Annotated in this window: 16 protein-coding genes; 4 read left to right on the top strand and 12 right to left on the bottom strand. The window is 67.7% G+C overall.

The genetic code is table 11. The annotated features are described in order from the left end of the window. Window positions 1-33 precede the first annotated feature (33 nt). A complete protein-coding gene (locus JTE92_RS12840; RefSeq protein ID WP_063239880.1) occupies window positions 34-1,110 on the top strand; it encodes an MBL fold metallo-hydrolase in 1,077 nt (358 codons plus the stop codon). Window positions 1,111-1,119: 9 nt separating this feature from the next. On the opposite strand, the gene JTE92_RS12835 is transcribed toward JTE92_RS12840, so the two are convergent. The 5 genes from JTE92_RS12835 to argS form a co-directional block, all read right to left on the bottom strand. After that, complete coding sequence (locus tag JTE92_RS12835) at window positions 1,120-1,953, bottom strand: helical backbone metal receptor (protein ID WP_063239881.1); 834 nt, start codon at window positions 1,951-1,953, stop codon at window positions 1,120-1,122. A 2-nt stretch (window positions 1,954-1,955) separates the two neighbouring features. Then, entirely contained in the window at window positions 1,956-2,759 is an 804-nt protein-coding gene (locus JTE92_RS12830; RefSeq protein ID WP_063239882.1) for an SDR family oxidoreductase, read from the bottom strand. Window positions 2,760-2,872: 113 nt separating this feature from the next. Beyond that, a complete protein-coding gene (locus JTE92_RS12825; protein WP_063239883.1) occupies window positions 2,873-3,508 on the bottom strand; it encodes a thiol:disulfide interchange protein DsbA/DsbL in 636 nt (211 codons plus the stop codon). 154 nt (window positions 3,509-3,662) lie between these two features. Further along, window positions 3,663-4,400: an SPOR domain-containing protein gene (locus JTE92_RS12820; protein ID WP_063239884.1), complete on the bottom strand. Its 738-nt coding sequence runs from the start codon at window positions 4,398-4,400 to the stop codon at window positions 3,663-3,665. Window positions 4,401-4,488: 88 nt separating this feature from the next. Continuing rightward, on the bottom strand, window positions 4,489-6,276 hold the full coding sequence (argS, locus tag JTE92_RS12815) for an arginine--tRNA ligase (RefSeq protein WP_063239885.1): 1,788 nt from the start codon (window positions 6,274-6,276) through the stop codon (window positions 4,489-4,491). A 266-nt stretch (window positions 6,277-6,542) separates the two neighbouring features. Here argS and JTE92_RS12810 point away from each other — a divergent pair, with 266 nt between their 5' ends. Next, window positions 6,543-6,866: a DUF1840 domain-containing protein gene (locus tag JTE92_RS12810; protein WP_063239886.1), complete on the top strand. Its 324-nt coding sequence runs from the start codon at window positions 6,543-6,545 to the stop codon at window positions 6,864-6,866. 158 nt (window positions 6,867-7,024) lie between these two features. On the opposite strand, the gene JTE92_RS12805 is transcribed toward JTE92_RS12810, so the two are convergent. Both JTE92_RS12805 and JTE92_RS12800 read right to left on the bottom strand, forming a co-directional pair. Further along, a complete protein-coding gene (locus tag JTE92_RS12805) occupies window positions 7,025-7,450 on the bottom strand; it encodes a DUF883 family protein (protein WP_063239887.1) in 426 nt (141 codons plus the stop codon). Window positions 7,451-7,499: 49 nt separating this feature from the next. Beyond that, window positions 7,500-7,664 carry a DUF1328 domain-containing protein gene (locus JTE92_RS12800; protein ID WP_029047756.1) on the bottom strand — a complete coding sequence of 55 codons (165 nt, stop codon included), beginning with the start codon at window positions 7,662-7,664 and terminating at the stop codon, window positions 7,500-7,502. Window positions 7,665-7,949: 285 nt separating this feature from the next. Between JTE92_RS12800 and JTE92_RS12795 the strand changes: the two genes are divergently transcribed. Next, window positions 7,950-9,353, top strand: a complete 1,404-nt coding sequence (locus JTE92_RS12795) for a sensor histidine kinase (protein ID WP_063239888.1) — start codon at window positions 7,950-7,952, stop codon at window positions 9,351-9,353. Between the two features lie 63 nt (window positions 9,354-9,416). Here the strand turns inward: JTE92_RS12795 and JTE92_RS12790 are convergent, their stop codons facing one another. The 5 genes from JTE92_RS12790 to JTE92_RS12770 all read right to left on the bottom strand — a co-directional run bounded on the left by JTE92_RS12790 (window position 9,417) and on the right by JTE92_RS12770 (window position 15,359). Continuing rightward, entirely contained in the window at window positions 9,417-9,824 is a 408-nt protein-coding gene (locus tag JTE92_RS12790; RefSeq protein ID WP_063239889.1) for a response regulator, read from the bottom strand. A 66-nt stretch (window positions 9,825-9,890) separates the two neighbouring features. Beyond that, entirely contained in the window at window positions 9,891-10,523 is a 633-nt protein-coding gene (locus JTE92_RS12785; RefSeq protein WP_063239890.1) for a response regulator, read from the bottom strand. Window positions 10,524-10,812: 289 nt separating this feature from the next. Beyond that, window positions 10,813-11,268 carry a hypothetical protein gene (locus JTE92_RS12780; RefSeq protein ID WP_063239891.1) on the bottom strand — a complete coding sequence of 152 codons (456 nt, stop codon included), beginning with the start codon at window positions 11,266-11,268 and terminating at the stop codon, window positions 10,813-10,815. A gap of 265 nt (window positions 11,269-11,533) precedes the next feature. After that, window positions 11,534-14,281 carry a methionine synthase gene (gene metH / locus JTE92_RS12775; RefSeq protein WP_063239892.1) on the bottom strand — a complete coding sequence of 916 codons (2,748 nt, stop codon included), beginning with the start codon at window positions 14,279-14,281 and terminating at the stop codon, window positions 11,534-11,536. Window positions 14,282-14,297: 16 nt separating this feature from the next. After that, complete coding sequence (locus tag JTE92_RS12770) at window positions 14,298-15,359, bottom strand: homocysteine S-methyltransferase family protein (protein ID WP_063240055.1); 1,062 nt, start codon at window positions 15,357-15,359, stop codon at window positions 14,298-14,300. Window positions 15,360-15,569: 210 nt separating this feature from the next. On the opposite strand from JTE92_RS12770, the gene JTE92_RS12765 reads away from it, so the two are divergent. Then, window positions 15,570-15,962 carry a rhodanese-like domain-containing protein gene (locus JTE92_RS12765; RefSeq protein ID WP_063239893.1) on the top strand — a complete coding sequence of 131 codons (393 nt, stop codon included), beginning with the start codon at window positions 15,570-15,572 and terminating at the stop codon, window positions 15,960-15,962. Window positions 15,963-16,005 lie beyond the last annotated feature (43 nt).

Below are 16,005 nucleotides of genomic sequence, written 5' to 3'. Positions count from 1 at the left end.
GCCCGGCACAAGGCTTCGAACCAGAGACTCCTCATGAACGCACTCGAACACCAGCTCCAATACCCGTTCGGCGACACCATGCCCGAGCCCGGCACCAGGCAGGAAGTCGCCCCCGGCGTCTACTGGCTGCGCATGCCGCTGCCGTTCGCGCTCGACCATATCAACCTGTGGCTGCTGCGCGACCGCCTGGACGGGCGCGACGGCTGGACCATCATCGACTGCGGCATCACCAACGACACCATCAAGGCGCATTGGGAAACCATCTTCGCCAACGAGCTGGAAGGGCTGCCGGTGGTGCGCGTGCTGGTGACGCACAGCCATCCCGACCACGTCGGCCTGGCGCACTGGCTGTGCAAGCGCTTCGACGCGCGGCTGTGGATGAGCCTGGGTGACTACATGAGCGCGCGCGTGATGGGCACCGGCACCGGCGCCGGTTCCAGCGCGGGCGGCGACGCGGCCGCCGCGCACTTCGCGCGGCATGGCCTGACCGATCCCGACAGCCAGGAAAAGCTGCGCGCGCGCAAGACCTACTACCCGTCGCTGGTGCCCGACCTGCCGGCGCAGTATCGCCGGCTGATGGAAGGCGACACGGTGCGGATCGGCACCGATGCGGCCACCTCGGGCTGGCGCGTGATCACCGGCTTCGGCCATTCGCCCGAGCACGTGGCACTGTACAACGAAGCGACCAACGTGCTGGTGTCCGGCGACATGGTACTGCCGCGCATCTCGACCAATGTCAGCGTGTTCGACATGGAGCCGGAAGGCAATTCGCTGCAGCTCTACCTGGATTCGCTCACCCGCTACGAGCCGCTGCCGCAGGACGTGCTGATCCTGCCCTCGCACGGCCGCCCGTTCCGCAACCTGCATACCCGCATCATGCAGCTGCGTGAGCATCACGCCGACCGTCTCGCCGAAACGCTGGAGGCCTGCCGCGAGAAGCCGTGCTGCGCGCACGATACCGTCAGCGTGATCTTCAAGCGCCAGTTCGACATCCACCAGATGACCTTCGCCATGGGCGAGTCGCTGGCGCACCTGCACTGCCTGTGGCACCGCGGCGAGCTGGTGCGGCAGCTGGACGGCGACGGCGTGTACCGCTTCCGGGCCGCCTGATCGCGCAAGTCAGTTGGCGGCCGCCAGCGCCGCCAGGTAGCGCACGCCAGCCACCGCGCGGCTGCCATACCACGACAGCATCTCGCCGTCGACCAGCAGCACCGGCTTGCCGAGCTGGCGCTCGAGCGCGTCGGCGTGGTCTTCGGTGAAGCGATAGGGCTCGGTCGACAGCAGCACCAGGTCGAGCTCGCGCACCAGCGCATCGCTCCAGCGGAAGGTGGGATAGCGCTCGCCGGGCGCGTTGGGGCGGCTGCAGTCGCCGCCCTCGCACGCCTGCACGGCGCCTGCGCCGCCCGGCCAGGTCTGCCAGTTGGCCAGCGCCAGCATGCGGCTGATATAGGTGTCGCGCGACACCGTCATCCAGGGATCCTGCCAGATCGCGTAAAGCACGCGGCGCGCCGGCCAGGCACGCGCGCGGATGGCATCCAGCTCGGCCTGCAAGGCCGCGCACAGCGATTCGGCCTCGGTATGACGGCCAAAAATGCCGCCCAGCAGCCGGTACAGCGGCAGGTTATCTTCCGGCGCGCACGGATGCGTGACGATCACGTTGGGCACGAAGGCGCGGATCTCGTCGACGGTCTCGCGCCGGTTCTCGTCGATATTGACTACCACATGCGTGGGCGCCAGCTCGCGCAGCCGCGCCACCCTGACGTCCTTGGTGCCGCCGACCTTGGGCACCGCGCGCACGGCCGGTTCCGGGTGGATGCAGAAGCCGGTGCGCGCCACCATCTGCGGCGCCAGCCCGAGCGCGAACAGCAGCTCGGTCACCGATGGCACCAGCGAGGCAATGCGCACCTCGCCGCTTGCCGCGGCGTGCTGCTGGCCAATGGCATCGGTCCACATGGTCAGGGCTCCTTGCTTTCCCCGCGCCGCGGCTTGCGCGGCGCGCCGGTCGCCACCATGTCGTACAGCCAGCGCGGCATCACGTGCATCAGCGCCGCCACCACGCCCATCTGCCACGGGATCACGCGGAAGCGCCGGCCGGCGGCGATCACGCGCGCGGCCTTGCGCGCAAATACGTCGGCATCGGTCAGGAACGGCATCCGGTACGGGTTCTTCGCGGTCATCGGCGTGCGGATATAGCCCGGCGCGATCGTGACCACGCGGATGCCAAGCGGGCGCTGCTCCAGCCGCAGGCTCTCCAGCAGCTTGATCACCGCGGACTTCGACGCGCTGTACGCACCGGCACCCGGCAGCCCGCGCACGCCGGCGACGCTGGCAATGCCGACCAGCGTGCCGCGCCGGCCGCCGGGGCCGGGCTCGCGCTGCTGCATCGCGTGCAGGAAAGGCTGGAACGTGGTCAGCACGCCGAACCAGTTGGTGTCCATCACCTGCCGGAAGGCGTCGAGGTCCTCGCGCTCGCTGGCGACGGTGCCGACCGAGACGCCGGCATTGGCGATCACCACGTCCGGACAGCCGAAATGGCCGAGAAAGTCTTCCGCCGCGCGCGCCATCGCGTCGGCATCGCGCACATCGGCGCCGTAGACGCGCACCGCGCCCGGGTTGGGCAGCGTCGCCACGAATTCGCGCAGCGCATCTTCGCGCCGGGCCACCAGCCCGAGGATGGCGCCCTGCGACGCGTATTCGCGCGCAAGAGCCTGGCCGAGTCCGCTGGAGGCGCCGGTGAGGAAGACTTTGAGGGGACGCATCGTCGGGGTGCAGAGAAGTTGCGGATCCCCTGACAATACCACTGGCGGGCTCCCTCTCCCGCGAGCGGGAGAGGGGAGAAAACCGGCGGCTTAGGGAAGGCCGCCAGTCGGATTTACATCTTCTTCGCCTTCACCTGCTCCACCAGGTAATCCATGGTCTGGATCGCGCCCTGCTTGTTGCCGGTGATCGACGGCGAGGTCACGTACTTGCCCTGCACCACCACGGTCGGCACGCCGTCGATCTTGTAGGCGTCGGCGATCTTGTTGGCGCGCTGCGCGTTGGTGGTCACCGTAAACGAGTTATACGCGTCCAGGAACGCCTTGCGGTCGACACCGTTCTTGGCCATGAAGTCGGCGATCTCGTTGCTGTCGAGCAGGCGCTTGCGCTCGACGTGGATGGCGTTGAAGACCTTCATGTTCATGGCGTCGAGCTTGCCGATGGCTTCGAGCGCATAGAAGATCTTGGTGTGCGGCAGCAGGTCGTCGCGGAAGGCGACCGGCACGCGCTTGAACACGACGTTGCCGCCCTGCTTCTTGACCCAGGCCTCCAGGTCGGGCTCGAATTCGAAGCAGTGCGGGCAGCCGTACCAGAAGAACTCGGTGACCTCGATCTTGCCCGGCGTGACCGGCTGCGGTGCCTTCAGGACGTGGTATTCCTTGCCCTCGGTGGGGGCTGCCTGGGACGGCGCGGACATCAGCAGGCCGCCCACGGCGGCGAACATGGCGAACAATGCGGCGAGTTTCTTCATCTTGGTGCGGCCTTGCGGTTGGGTCGATGAGCGTATGACCGCGGCGGCGGCGTCCGGTTCAGCCCGGGCGCCGGCCGCGGTGGTGACAAGGGTGTTGCGTTGGTTACGGCGTATTTATCGCCGTTCTGGTGGCGTTCGTGGCGGATACGCCGGCTTACTGCTTGGTGAAGCGGATCACGGACGCCTCGAAGCCCTGCGACTGCAGCCGCTCGCGCGTCTTGTTCATGTCTTCGATGCGGTTGTACGGCCCCATGCGCACGCGGTACATCTTGACGCCGTTGACGTCGCGCTCGGTGATGCGGGCCTCGAAGCCCTGCATCGCCAGGTTGGCCTTCTGGCGGTCGGCGTCGTCGGCCGAGCGGAACGCGCCCACCTGCAGCAGGTAGCCGACCTTGTTGGCGTCGGCCTGGGCGATCTCGGCGATCGGGTCGGACACCGGCTTCTCGGCCGGCTTGGTGGCGACCGGCTTGTCGGCGGGTTTTTCGACCGGCTTTTCAACAGGCTTCTCCGCCGGGCGGGTGACCGCCACCGGCGGCTGGCCGTTCTGGTGCCCGTTCTGCTGGCTCGGCTGGGTGCCCGCCTTGGGCTCCGGCTCGGGCGCCTGGCCCACCGGCTTGGCCGGCGTCTTGCTCCACAGCGGCTTGTTCGGGTCGCTCGGGCCCTGGTCGGCGCGCTGCGCCGGCGGCGGCAGCTGGCTGGCGACATTGCCCGGCTCGCTCGGCCGCGGCGCGTTCTTCTGCTGGAACGGCGTCGGCGACTTGGTGATGTACAGGGCGACCACCACGGCGATGGCCAGCCCGACGATCAGCCCGAGCACAAGGCCCAGGAACGTCCCGCCGCGCTGCTGGCTGCGGCGGGCCTTGCGCGCATCGCGCTTGCGTTGCTGTTGCATGAAGTCCTCTTAGGTGATGCCGGGATTATAGGGCCACCGCCGGGCGGCCCTGTACGCCCTTCTTTGCGCCCTTCTTTGCGCCCATCGGTTACATGCGGCGCGGCGCCGAGACGCCGATCACCGCCAGGCCGTTGCGCAGCACCTGGCGCGTCGCGGCCAGCAGCGCCAGCCGGGCGCGCTTGACCGCCTCGTCATCGACCAGCACGCGGTCGGCATTGTAGAAGGCGTGGAAATCGCCGGCCAGGTCGCGCAGGTAGAAGGCGACCGCATGCGGCGCCAGCTCCGAGGCGGCGGCCGACAGCATGTCCGGGAACTCGGCCAGGCGGCGGCCCAGCGCCTGCGCCTGGGCGCTGGCCTCGGGGCCGGTCACGGCCGACAGGTCGGCGCCGGCCAGCTCGGCCAGGCGGCTTTCCCATTCGGCGCCGCCCCACGACTCGAAGATCGAGCAGATGCGGGCGTGGGCGTACTGCACGTAGTACACCGGGTTCTCGTCGTTCTGCTTGAGCGCCAGGTCGACGTCGAACACGAACTCGGTATCGGCCTTGCGCGACAGCAGGAAGAAGCGCACCGCGTCGCGGCCGCGGGTGAAGTGCTCCGGCCAGTCGGCCACGCCCTGCTCCAGGCAGCCGCGAATGCTTTCATCACCGCCGTTGGACCATTCGATCAGGTCGCGCACCGTGACGTACGAGCCGGCGCGCTTGGAGATCTTGACCTCCTCGCCGTTCTTCATCACGGTGACCATCTTGTGCAGCACGTAGTCGGGATAGCCCTTGGGAATCCCCATGTCCAGCCCCTGCAGGCCGGCGCGCACACGCGCGATGGTGCCGTGGTGGTCGCTGCCCTGCACGTTGATGACCTTGGTGAAGCCGCGCTCCCACTTGGTGGTGTGGTAGGCCACGTCCGGCACGAAATACGTGTAGGTGCCGTCGGTCTTCTTCATGACGCGGTCCTTGTCGTCGCCGTCGTCGGTGGTGCGCAGCCACAGCGCGCCTTCGCTCTCGTAGGTCTTGCCCCGGGCGACCAGCGACTGCACCGCGGCTTCCACGCGGCCGTCGCTGTACAGCGACGACTCCAGGTAGTAGCGGTCGAACTTGACGCCGAAGGCCTGCAGGTCGATGTCCTGCTCGTTGCGCAGGTAGGTCACGGCGAACTTGCGGATCGAGTCGATGTCCTCGACGTTGCCCGACGCGGTCACCGGCTCGCCGTCCGAGGCGCTGACGGTCTTGCCGGCGAGGAAGTCGGCGGCGATGTCGGCGATGTAGTCGCCGTTGTAGGCCGACTCGGGCCAGCTGGCGTCGCCCGGCTTCAGGCCGCGCGCGCGCGCCTGCACCGACAGCGCCAGGGTCTGGATCTGCACGCCGGCGTCGTTGTAGTAGAACTCGCGGTGGACATGGAAGCCCTGCCACGACAGCAGGTTGGCGAGGGCGTCGCCCAGCGCCGCCTGGCGCCCGTGCCCGACGTGCAGCGGGCCGGTCGGGTTGGCCGAGACGAACTCGACCAGCACCTGGCCGTGCACGCCGCGCTCGCGCGCGCCGTAGTGGTCGCCCTCGCTCAGCACCGCGCGCAGCACGTCGGCCTTGGCGGCCGCGCTCAGGCGCAGGTTGATGAAGCCGGGACCGGCGATCTCCATGGCCTCGACCAGGCCCTGCGCGCGCGCATCGGCCTGCACCGCGGCGACGATGCGCTGCGCCAGCTCGCGCGGATTGCTCTTGAGCGCGCGCGCGACCTGCATGGCGACGTTGCAGGCGAGGTCGCCGTGGGCGGCCGCCTTGGGCCGCTCGAACGTGACGGCGGGCAGGGAGGCATCGGCCGGGGCGAGCGCACGCACGGCATCGGTGAACGCAGCGGCGAGATTGGAGGTCTGAACAGGCAGCATGGATGTCGGAAGCCCTGTGGGCAAGTATTCAGGCGTCGCGTTCAGCCGGCTCGTCCGAGCGGCTTGAACGCGACGCCAACGCCCTGAAGCAGCATGTGACGGCAAAGGTACGCCGCGCCGCATAGCAGGCATTGGAATCGGGAACGCGGAATTTTATCAGGTGCTATGCTGACATCATGCGCGAAGATGGCCCCGGGCCACAATCCATGCGGCGGCCCGTCCCCGGGAACGCCGTCCCCCGCACGTCCGGAAAAGGAAACCACACCATGCTGATCACCTTCAAATCCCACGCTGCGCAAGACCTGATCATGATGAAGGATCTGGCCATCACGCTGCTGGGCATCATCGGCAAGCATCTCGGGGAACGAGGGGTGATCACCGTCGAAGAACTGCCACGCGCGATCCAGAAGCTGGAGGCGGCAGTGACCGACGCGCGCCGCGACCATCCCGCCGGCACGGCCGTGGAAGGCAAGTCCGGAGTCGATGAAGACGAGGAAGAGCCGCTGCACCTGGGGCAGCGCGCCTATCCCTTCCTGGACATGCTGCGCGCCTCGCAGCGGGAAGGGACCAACGTCCTGTGGGGGGTGTAGCCCGCAGGCAAGGCAGCCCCGGGCGCGCCGCCGCAGGCGCGGCGCACACAAAAAAAGACGCCCGGCACCGCGCTGGTTGCCGGGCTTCCGGACGAGGGCGCCGGAAAGGGGGGAATGCTTTCAGGGGCCCGGCAGCGCCGGGCCCGTTGCCGCCGGGCCTACTCGTCTTCGTGGTGGCGGCCATTGGCCAGCAGCAGGCCGAGCACCGCACCGATGGCTGCGGCGATCGCCACGGCCTTGAGCGGCGATTCGACGACCCGCTGGCGCGAATGTTCGACCGCGCCGTCCATCCGCTCGCGGGCGCGCATCATGCCGTCGGTGGTCTGGTCGCGCAGCCGGTGCGCCATCTCGCTGGCACGGTCGCGCAGCCGCTGGCCGGCACGCAGGCTTTCGGCCGAGCCTTCCCGCGCCAGCACTTCGATGGTGTGCTCCAGCTGGGCGATCAGCCCCTTGACCTCGCCGGAAAGCGGCGCGGCGGCCTCGCGCGAATCGCGCGCGGCGTGCTTGATATGGCGGATGGCGCTATCGGCACTGTCGGACAAGTGGTTCAGTTCCTTCCGGACTTTGGGGTTCTGGGTCAGCATGGGGTCTCCTCAGGTTGCGATCAGCACAGGAGCCGGCGCGCGGCCGGCGCTATCGCCTGCGGACCAGGCCCATCACCGCGGCCACCAGCGCCACGACCAGGAAGATGAAGAACAGGATCTTGGCGATTTCCACGGCGCCGGCAGCAATACCGCCGAAGCCGAAGATCGCCGCGATCAGGGCGATGACAAAAAATACGAGTGCATAGTGCAGCATGGCTAGGCTCCCGAAGGTGGCTGACCGGGCCGGCACTGGCCCGGGGCCCAAGTGAAGACTTGCGCCACAAGGTGCAAGCTCATAGCCTCATCGTAGGAAGCCTGCCGCCGCGCCAATACCGACAGCGAGCCGATTCGGCTGTCAGCCGAGTCCTACAACACGGCCGTACGGGTGCGGCACGCCCGCAGCACCAAGGTTGACCCCTGCGGATCGATGTGATTCCATGGGCGCTCCCTGGCGCTGCGCGGGCAAGCGGCGCGCCCCAACTACAGGAAAGATGCCCCCATGTTCAAGCAGTCATTTCTTCCTCATACGCTGTTGCTCGCGGGCGGCATCGTGTTGATGCTGGCGGTGCTGGTGGCCTCGGAAACCGGCAATATCCGCCTGCGCGAGAGCTACACCGACGTGATCCGCTCGCAGCGCGTGCAGACCGAGCTGGCCGCGCTAAACGGCGAACTGGTCAATGCGGAGGCCGGCCAGCGCGGCTTCCTGCTGACCGGCAAGGAAAGCTATCTCGAGCCCTACTACAAGGGGCTGCCGCGCATTGCCGAGCTGATGGCGCAGATCCGCGCGGACTACGCCAACGACCCGGAGGGGCTGAAGATGTTCGGCGACACCTCCAGGCTGATCCACAGCAAGCTCAACGAGATGGCGCTGACGCTCGTCTACGGCAAGCGCGACCTGGAAGTGGCGCTGGACCTGGTCCGCACCGACTACGGCAAGCAGACCATGGACAATGCGCGCCGCGGGCTCGACCAGCTGCAGGCGCGCGAGGCGGGCTCGGTCTCGCACCGGCTGGAAGGCGCGGAGAACGATGTGCAGCTGTCGCGCTATGGCATCGGCCTGCTGACCGCGATCAACATCATCCTGCTGCTGGCGGTCGGCGTGGGCCACGCCAAGCGCCTGTCCATGGCCGAGGCGGTGCGCGCGCAGCTGGAAGAGGAAAGCGCCAAGCTGGACCGCAAGGTGCGCGCGCGCACGCGCCAGCTGTCGGCGCTGGCGGCCCACCTCCAGCGCGTCACCGAAGACGAGAAGACCCGGCTGGCGCGCGAGCTGCACGACGAGCTGGGTGCGATCCTGACCGCCATCAAGCTCGACCTGCACTGGGTGCGGCGCCAGATCCAGCAGGCGCATCCGCAAGGCGCCGAGCGCCTGACGCGGGTGATGCTGCACGTCGACCAGGGTATCCAGATCAAGCGCCGCCTGATCGAGGACCTGCGCCCCACCGTGCTGCTCAACCTCGGCCTGCGCGCCGCGGTGTACCAGCTGGTGGAGGAAGTCGGCGCGCGCAACGGCTGGGAAACCAATGTGAGCGTGCCCGAGGACCTGCCGGCACTGCGCGACGAAGCCGCGATCGCGCTGTACCGGATCGTGCAGGAATCGCTGACCAACGCCAGCAAGTACTCGGAAGCCAGGCGCGTCGAGGTCTGCCTGGCATGCGGCGGCGAACTGCTGACGCTGACCGTGCGCGACGACGGCAAGGGCCTGCCGCCCGACTTCGACGCCGGCAGCACCGCCGGCCACCACGGCCTGCTGGGCATGGAGCAGCGCGTCACCGCGCTCGGCGGCAGCATGCAGATCGACTCGTCGGCGCACGCGGGCGTGCGCATCCGCATCGAGGTGCCGCTGACCGCATCGGTGCTGGCGCCGGCGGAGGAGCCGGAAGGCGAGGAGCCTGCGCGCGCCTGATGCGTGCTGCGTGCTGCGTGCTGCGTGCTGCGTGAATGGTGCTGCCGGAGTTGTGCTGGAGGATCAGGACGCCGTCGCCGCGTGCTCCTCGATCACGCGGAACACCTGCTCCAGCTCGAGCGACTTGTCGAAGAAATAATCGGCGCCCGCGGCGGCGCACTGGCTTCGGTACATCTGCACCTGGGCGTGGTTGGTGTAGACGATGCGCACGGTGTCCGTGCCTTTGCGCTGCATGGCGCGCAGCACATTGATGCCGTTGCCCTGGCGCAGCTGCAGGTCGACGATGGCGACGTCGTACTTGCCGGCGTCGAGCAGGCGCAGCGCCATGGCTTCCGTGTCGGCGCAGTCCACGTTCTCGATAAACGGGAAATCCTTCAGGTATTCGAGCAGCATGCCCCGCAGGACCGCCGAGTCTTCGATCAGCAGTATGCTCAGCGCCCGGTAGGAAGTGTTCGAAGCCTGCTCCGACATGTTCTGGTTGGCAGGCCCGGTCCGGTGCGATCCCGCGCAGGCCGCGATGCGGCCCGCGCCGTGCCGCTACTCGACCAGGCCGTTCTTGATGGCGTAGTAAGTCAGGTCAGCGTTGGTCTTCATGCCCATTTTCTCCAGGATGCGGGAACGATAGGTACTGACGGTCTTGACGCTGAGAAACAATTCGTCGGCGATCACCGACACCGACTGCCCGCGCGAGAGCTTGCAGAAGATCTGGAACTCGCGCTCGGACAGCATCTGGTGCACCGGCTGCTCGGTCGGCTTGTCGAGCCCGCCGATCAGCAGGTCGGCCACCGTGGCGCTGACATAGCGCCGCCCCTGTGCCACCGTGCGGATGGCCTTGACGAGATCGTCGGGGGCGCTTTCCTTGGTCAGGTAGCCTGAAGCGCCGGCACGGATCAGGTTGATGGCGTACTGGTCTTCCGGGTAGGTGGACAGGATCAGCACCGGCAGGTCGGGCTTGCGTTGCCGGATCAGCTTGAGCACATCGATGCCGTTGCGGTCCGGCATCGAGATATCCAGGACCAGCACATCGAATTCGGCGTCGCGCAGCTGCGCCATGACTTCGTCGCCGCTGCCGGCTTCGCCAGTCACCTGGATGTCGGGCTCGTCGGAAATGAACTGTCGCAGCCCGGCACGCACAATCTCGTGATCGTCGGCGATCAGGACGCGGATCATGAGGGGCTCCACGGGGTTGAACGGACCGGCACATTGCCCGGTGCAGTCGGGTGCAGGCGGAACCGCTTGCGTTGCTGTCATTGTAGTGCCGGCCGCGCGCGCGGGCTGTCGGTGTCAGGCTGACATGATGCGCGGCCACAACGCGTAGAGCGCACATGGACCGGCCTGCGGGCCAAGGGTGCGAGGCATGACGTACAAAAGCAAAGCGGGACGGCCTGGAGTCCGTCCCGCTTTGCTGCAGCGCGTCAGGCCATCGAGGCCTGCGCGCCTGTGCCGGCTGGCGGCGAGCTTACTGCACCTTGGCACCCGCCTCGGCGCCCGCGCCGACGCTCGCGTCCGTCTTGGACTTCTTGGCCGACTTGGTGGAGTGCTTGCCCTTGGCCTTGCTGCCGGCTTCGGCCTTGGCGTCTGCCGAGGTGCTCGCGCCCTTCTCGACCGCCGCGCCGGCAGTCGACAGGCCCTTGTCAGCCGCGCTGCCCGCTGCCGACACGCCCTTGTCGGTTGCAGCGCCCGCGGTCGACAGGCCCTTTTCGGCGGCGCTGGTGGCGCCGGTGGTGGCACCCGTGGCGGCGCTGCCCGCCGTATTCAACGCCCCCTGCGTGGCGGCAGTGGGCGAGGGCGCGGTCACCGATGCGCCGACGTCGGCCTTCGCGCCGGCGCCCACACCCGTAGTACCTTGGGCCATGGCCAGCGAGGAAGCGGCGGCGATCGACAGGGCGGACAGGGAGAGCAGCAGTTTCTTCATGGACAGACTCCTTTCAGGATGCCCCGCGGCGAAACATTCGTCGCGGTGTTCACGCGCTGGTGTTTGCGTGAATCGAGCCCTCAGTCTAGGGAGCGCACCTGCGCCGGTCTGTGAGGGATTGAAAGGCTCTGTAAGGAGTTGTGAGGCGCCGGATACAACGCCACGAGCGGGCCGGGAAGCCATCGCGCGAGGAAATCCCCTGTGACATCAACGGGCTGGCGGCAGGGTCGCGCGGCGGTGGCCGGCGCCCTGCCGTCGCACCCCGTTACAGGTTGGGCGCGAGCGCGCGCTCCAGCGTGGCGCGTTCTTCGTGCCGGCGCGCCACCATGTCGTCCAACTGGTCCTGGCCGATCTTGCCGATGGTGAAGTAGGTCGACTCCGGGTGCGCGAGGTAGAAGCCGCTGACCGAAGCGGCCGGCGTCATCGCCAGCGACTCGGTGATGCCCATGCCGATCTCCGCCGCGTCGAGGAACTGGAACATCGGGCCCTTGACGGTGTGCTCGGGGCAGGCGGGGTAGCCGGGCGCCGGGCGGATGCCGCGGTACGACTCGGCGATCAGCTGCTCGTTGGAGAGCTGCTCGGCCGCGTCGTAGCCCCACAGGTCCTTGCGCACGCGCTCGTGCAGGCATTCGGCAAAGGCTTCGGCGAAGCGGTCGGCCAGTGCCTTCAGCATGATCGCGCTGTAGTCGTCGTGGTCGGCCTCGAACTGGGCTTCCTTCTTGTCGACGCCGAGGCCCGCGGTGACGGCAAACATGCCCACGTAGTCGGCAATGCCGCTGTCCTTGGGCGCGACAAAGTCCGCGAGGCAGCGGTTAGGCCGGCGCACGCCGTCCACCACCGGGCGCTCGCTCTGCTGGCGCACGTTGTGCCAGGTCAGCGCGACCTTGCTGCGGGTCTCGTCGGTGTAGATCTCGATATCGTCGTCGTTGACGGTGTTGGCCGGCAGCAGCGCGATCACGCCGTTGGCGGTCAGCCAGCGGCCCTGGATCAGGCGCGACAGCATCGCCTTGCCATCCGAGAACACCTTGCGCGCCGACTCGCCGACGATCTCGTCGTTGAGGATGTCGGGGAATTTGCCGGCGAGGTCCCAGGTCTGGAAGAACGGACCCCAGTCGATGTAGTTGGCCAGCTCGGCCAGGTCGTAGTTGCGGAACACGCGGCGGCCGATGAACTTCGGCTTCGGCGGCACGTAGCCGCTCCAGTCGATCGGCGTCTTGTTGGCGCGCGCCTGCGCCAGCGTCACCATCGGCGTGGCCTTCTTGTTGGCGTGCTGGGTGCGGATGCGGTCGTAGTCGGTCTTCAGATCGTCCAGGTACCTGGCCGCGCCTTCATCCGACAGCAGGCTCGACGCCACGCTCACCGAGCGCGAGGCGTCCGGCACGTACACCACCGGCCCTTCGTAGTTGGGCGCGATCTTGACCGCGGTATGCACGCGCGAGGTGGTGGCGCCGCCGATCAGCAGCGGGATCTTCTTCACGCGGAAATAGTCGTCGCGCTGCATCTCGGACGCGACGTAGGCCATTTCTTCCAGCGACGGCGTGATCAGCCCGGACAGGCCGACGATGTCCGCGCCTTCGACCTTGGCCTTGGCCAGGATCTCGTTGCACGGGACCATCACGCCCATGTTGACGACCTCGAAATTATTGCACTGGAGCACCACCGACACGATGTTCTTGCCGATGTCGTGCACGTCGCCCTTCACGGTGGCGATCACGATCTTGCCGCGCGCGCGCACATCGCCGCCGGCCTCGGCCAGCAGGCGCTTTTCTTCCTCGATGAAGGGCAGCAGGTGCGCCACCGCCTGCTTCATCACGCGCGCGCTCTTGACCACCTGCGGCAGGAACATCTTGCCGGCGCCGAACAGGTCGCCGACGATGTTCATGCCGTCCATCAGCGGGCCCTCGATCACCTCGATCGGACGGCCGCCGCGCGCGGCGACCTGCTGCCGGACTTCCTCGGTGTCTTCGACGATGAAGGTGGTGATGCCATGCACCAGCGCGTGCGCCAGGCGCTCGCCCACGGGCACCGGCTGCTCGGGCGTGCCGCGCCAGGCCAGGTTCTCTTCCTTCTTGGCGCCGCCGCCCTTGAAGCGGTCGGCGATTTCCAGCAGGCGGTCGGTGGAATCCTCGCGGCGATTGAGCACCACGTCTTCCACGCGCTCGCGCAGCTCGGGATCGAGCTGGTCATACACGCCGAGCTGGCCGGCGTTGACGATGCCCATGTCCATGCCCGCGCCGATGGCGTGGTACAGGAACACGGTGTGGATCGCCTCGCGCACCACGTCGTTGCCGCGGAACGAGAACGACACGTTGGACACGCCGCCGCTCACCTTGGCGTACGGCAGGTTCTGCTTGATCCAGCGCGTGGCTTCGATGAAGTCCACGGCGTAGTTGTTGTGCTCCTCGATGCCGGTCGCGACCGCGAAGATATTCGGGTCGAAGATGATGTCCTCGGGCGGGAAGCCGACCTCGTTGACCAGGATGTCGTAGCTGCGCTTGCAGATCTCGGTCTTGCGTTCGAAGGTATCGGCCTGGCCCTTCTCGTCGAAGGCCATCACCACGCTGGCCGCGCCGTAGCGGCGGATCAGCCCGGCGTGATGGCGGAACTGCTCCTCGCCTTCCTTCAGCGAGATCGAGTTCACCACCGGCTTGCCCTGCACGCACTGCAGGCCGGCCTCGATCACGTCCCACTTGGACGAGTCGAGCATGATCGGCACGCGCGCGATGTCCGGCTCGGAGGCGATCAGGTTCAGGAAGCGAACCATCGCGGCCTTCGAGTCCAGCATGGCCTCGTCCATATTGATGTCGATGATCTGCGCGCCGTTCTCGACCTGCTGGCGGGCCACCGCCAGCGCCTCGTCGAACTGGCCGTTCAGGATCATCCGCGCGAAGGCCTTGGAGCCGGTCACGTTGGTGCGCTCGCCGACGTTGACGAACAGCGTGTCGTCGTCGATGGTAAAGGGCTCGAGGCCGGACAGGCGCATCGGGCGCGGGGGCAGTTTGTTCTCGCTCATGTTCTCGGGCTCCGGCTCAGGCGGCGTCGCGGTACTGGCCGGGCCAGGTGCGGGGTTTCTTGTCGGCCACGCGCTGGGCGATGGCGGCGATATGCTCGGGGGTGGTGCCGCAGCAGCCGCCCACCAGGTTCACCAGCCCGGAAGCGGCGAACTCGTCGACCAGCGCGGAGGTGACTTCCGGCGTTTCGTCGAAGCCCGTGTCGCTCATCGGGTTCGGCAAACCCGCGTTCGGATAGCACGACACCGCGGCATCGCACACCTTGGCCAGCTCGGCGATATAGGGGCGCATCAGCGTGGCGCCCAACGCGCAGTTCAGCCCGAAGGTGACCGGCCTGGCGTGGCGCAGGCTGTTCCAGAACGCTTCCACGGTCTGGCCCGACAGGATCCGGCCCGAGGCATCGGTCACGGTGCCCGAGATCATCACCGGCACACGTTCGCCGGTGTCCTCGAACAGCTGGTCGATGGCGAACAGCGCGGCCTTGGCATTGAGCGTATCGAAGATGGTTTCGACCAGGAACACGTCGGCGCCGCCTTCGAGCAGCGCCTTGCCCTGCTCGTAGTACGACTGGCGCAGTTCCTCGAAGGTGACGTTGCGCGCGCCGGGGTCGTTCACGTCGGGCGAGATGCTGGCGGTCTTGGGCGTCGGGCCGAAGGCGCCGGCGACAAAGCGCGGCTTGTCGGGCGTGCTGTACTTGTCGCAGGCGGCGCGCGCCAGGCGCGCGGCCTCGACGTTCATCTCGTACGCGAGATCGGCCATCTTGTAGTCTTCCTGCGCCACGCGCGTGGCGCCGAAGGTATTGGTCTCGATCAGGTCGGCGCCGGCGGCCAGGTATTGCTCATGGATTTCGCTGATGACCTGCGGGCGCGTCAGCAGCAGCAGTTCGTTGTTGCCCTTCACGTCCACCGTGTGTTCGGCGAAGCGCTCGCCGCGGTAGTCGGCCTCGGTCAGCTTGTAGCGCTGGATCATGGTGCCCATGGCGCCATCCAGGATCAGGATGCGTTCTTGCAGCAGCCGGGGCAACTCGGCTGCCCGGGTGTAGGGGCGCGGTGCGGCCGCGCGGGATTCAGGGGCACTCATGGCGGGGAACTCTGGAAAGGCGGCCGGCGCGCGATTGTTGAACCGGCGGCGGGCGCTGCTGTGGCCGATGCTGGCCAAAGAGGACCGATTTTATCAGGTGTATCAAGGCCTTGCGGCGCCCCACGGTTGCCTGCCGGGGCCGTCGGCGCCTACACTGAGAGGCGTAGCCGTCACCACGCCGGTCCTCCGGCGCCTCTCGCACAGCCGACCATGCAACACCTGTCCCCCTCCGACGCCCAGGCCCTGCTGGCCGATTCGCCCGACACGCTGTTCATCGACTGCCGCAGCGAGATGGAATACCTGTTCGTGGGCCATCCCAAGGGCGCGCACAACGTCCCCTGGAACGACGGGCCGGACTGGGAGGTCAACCCGCATTTCGTACAGATGGTAAAGAAGCTGGCCGGCCATGTCTCGGCGCGGCCGGTGCTGCTGATCTGCCGCAGCGGCAACCGCTCGACGGCGGCGGCACGGGCGCTGGAGGGCGCGGGCTTTGCCAACGTCTATAACGTGCTGCACGGGTTCGAAGGCGACCTGGACGGGCAGCGTCACCGCAATACACTCAACGGCTGGCGCCACGACGGGCTGCCGTGGGAGCAGTACTGAACAAGGATGCCGGACCTGGCCGCCAGATAGCAACGAAAAACAA

The organism is Cupriavidus oxalaticus (assembly GCF_016894385.1).
GTDB classification, from domain to species: Bacteria; Pseudomonadota; Gammaproteobacteria; order Burkholderiales; family Burkholderiaceae; genus Cupriavidus; species Cupriavidus oxalaticus.
Note: the sequence above shows the minus strand (reverse complement) of the source record. Positions and strands in the feature narration are given on the sequence as shown.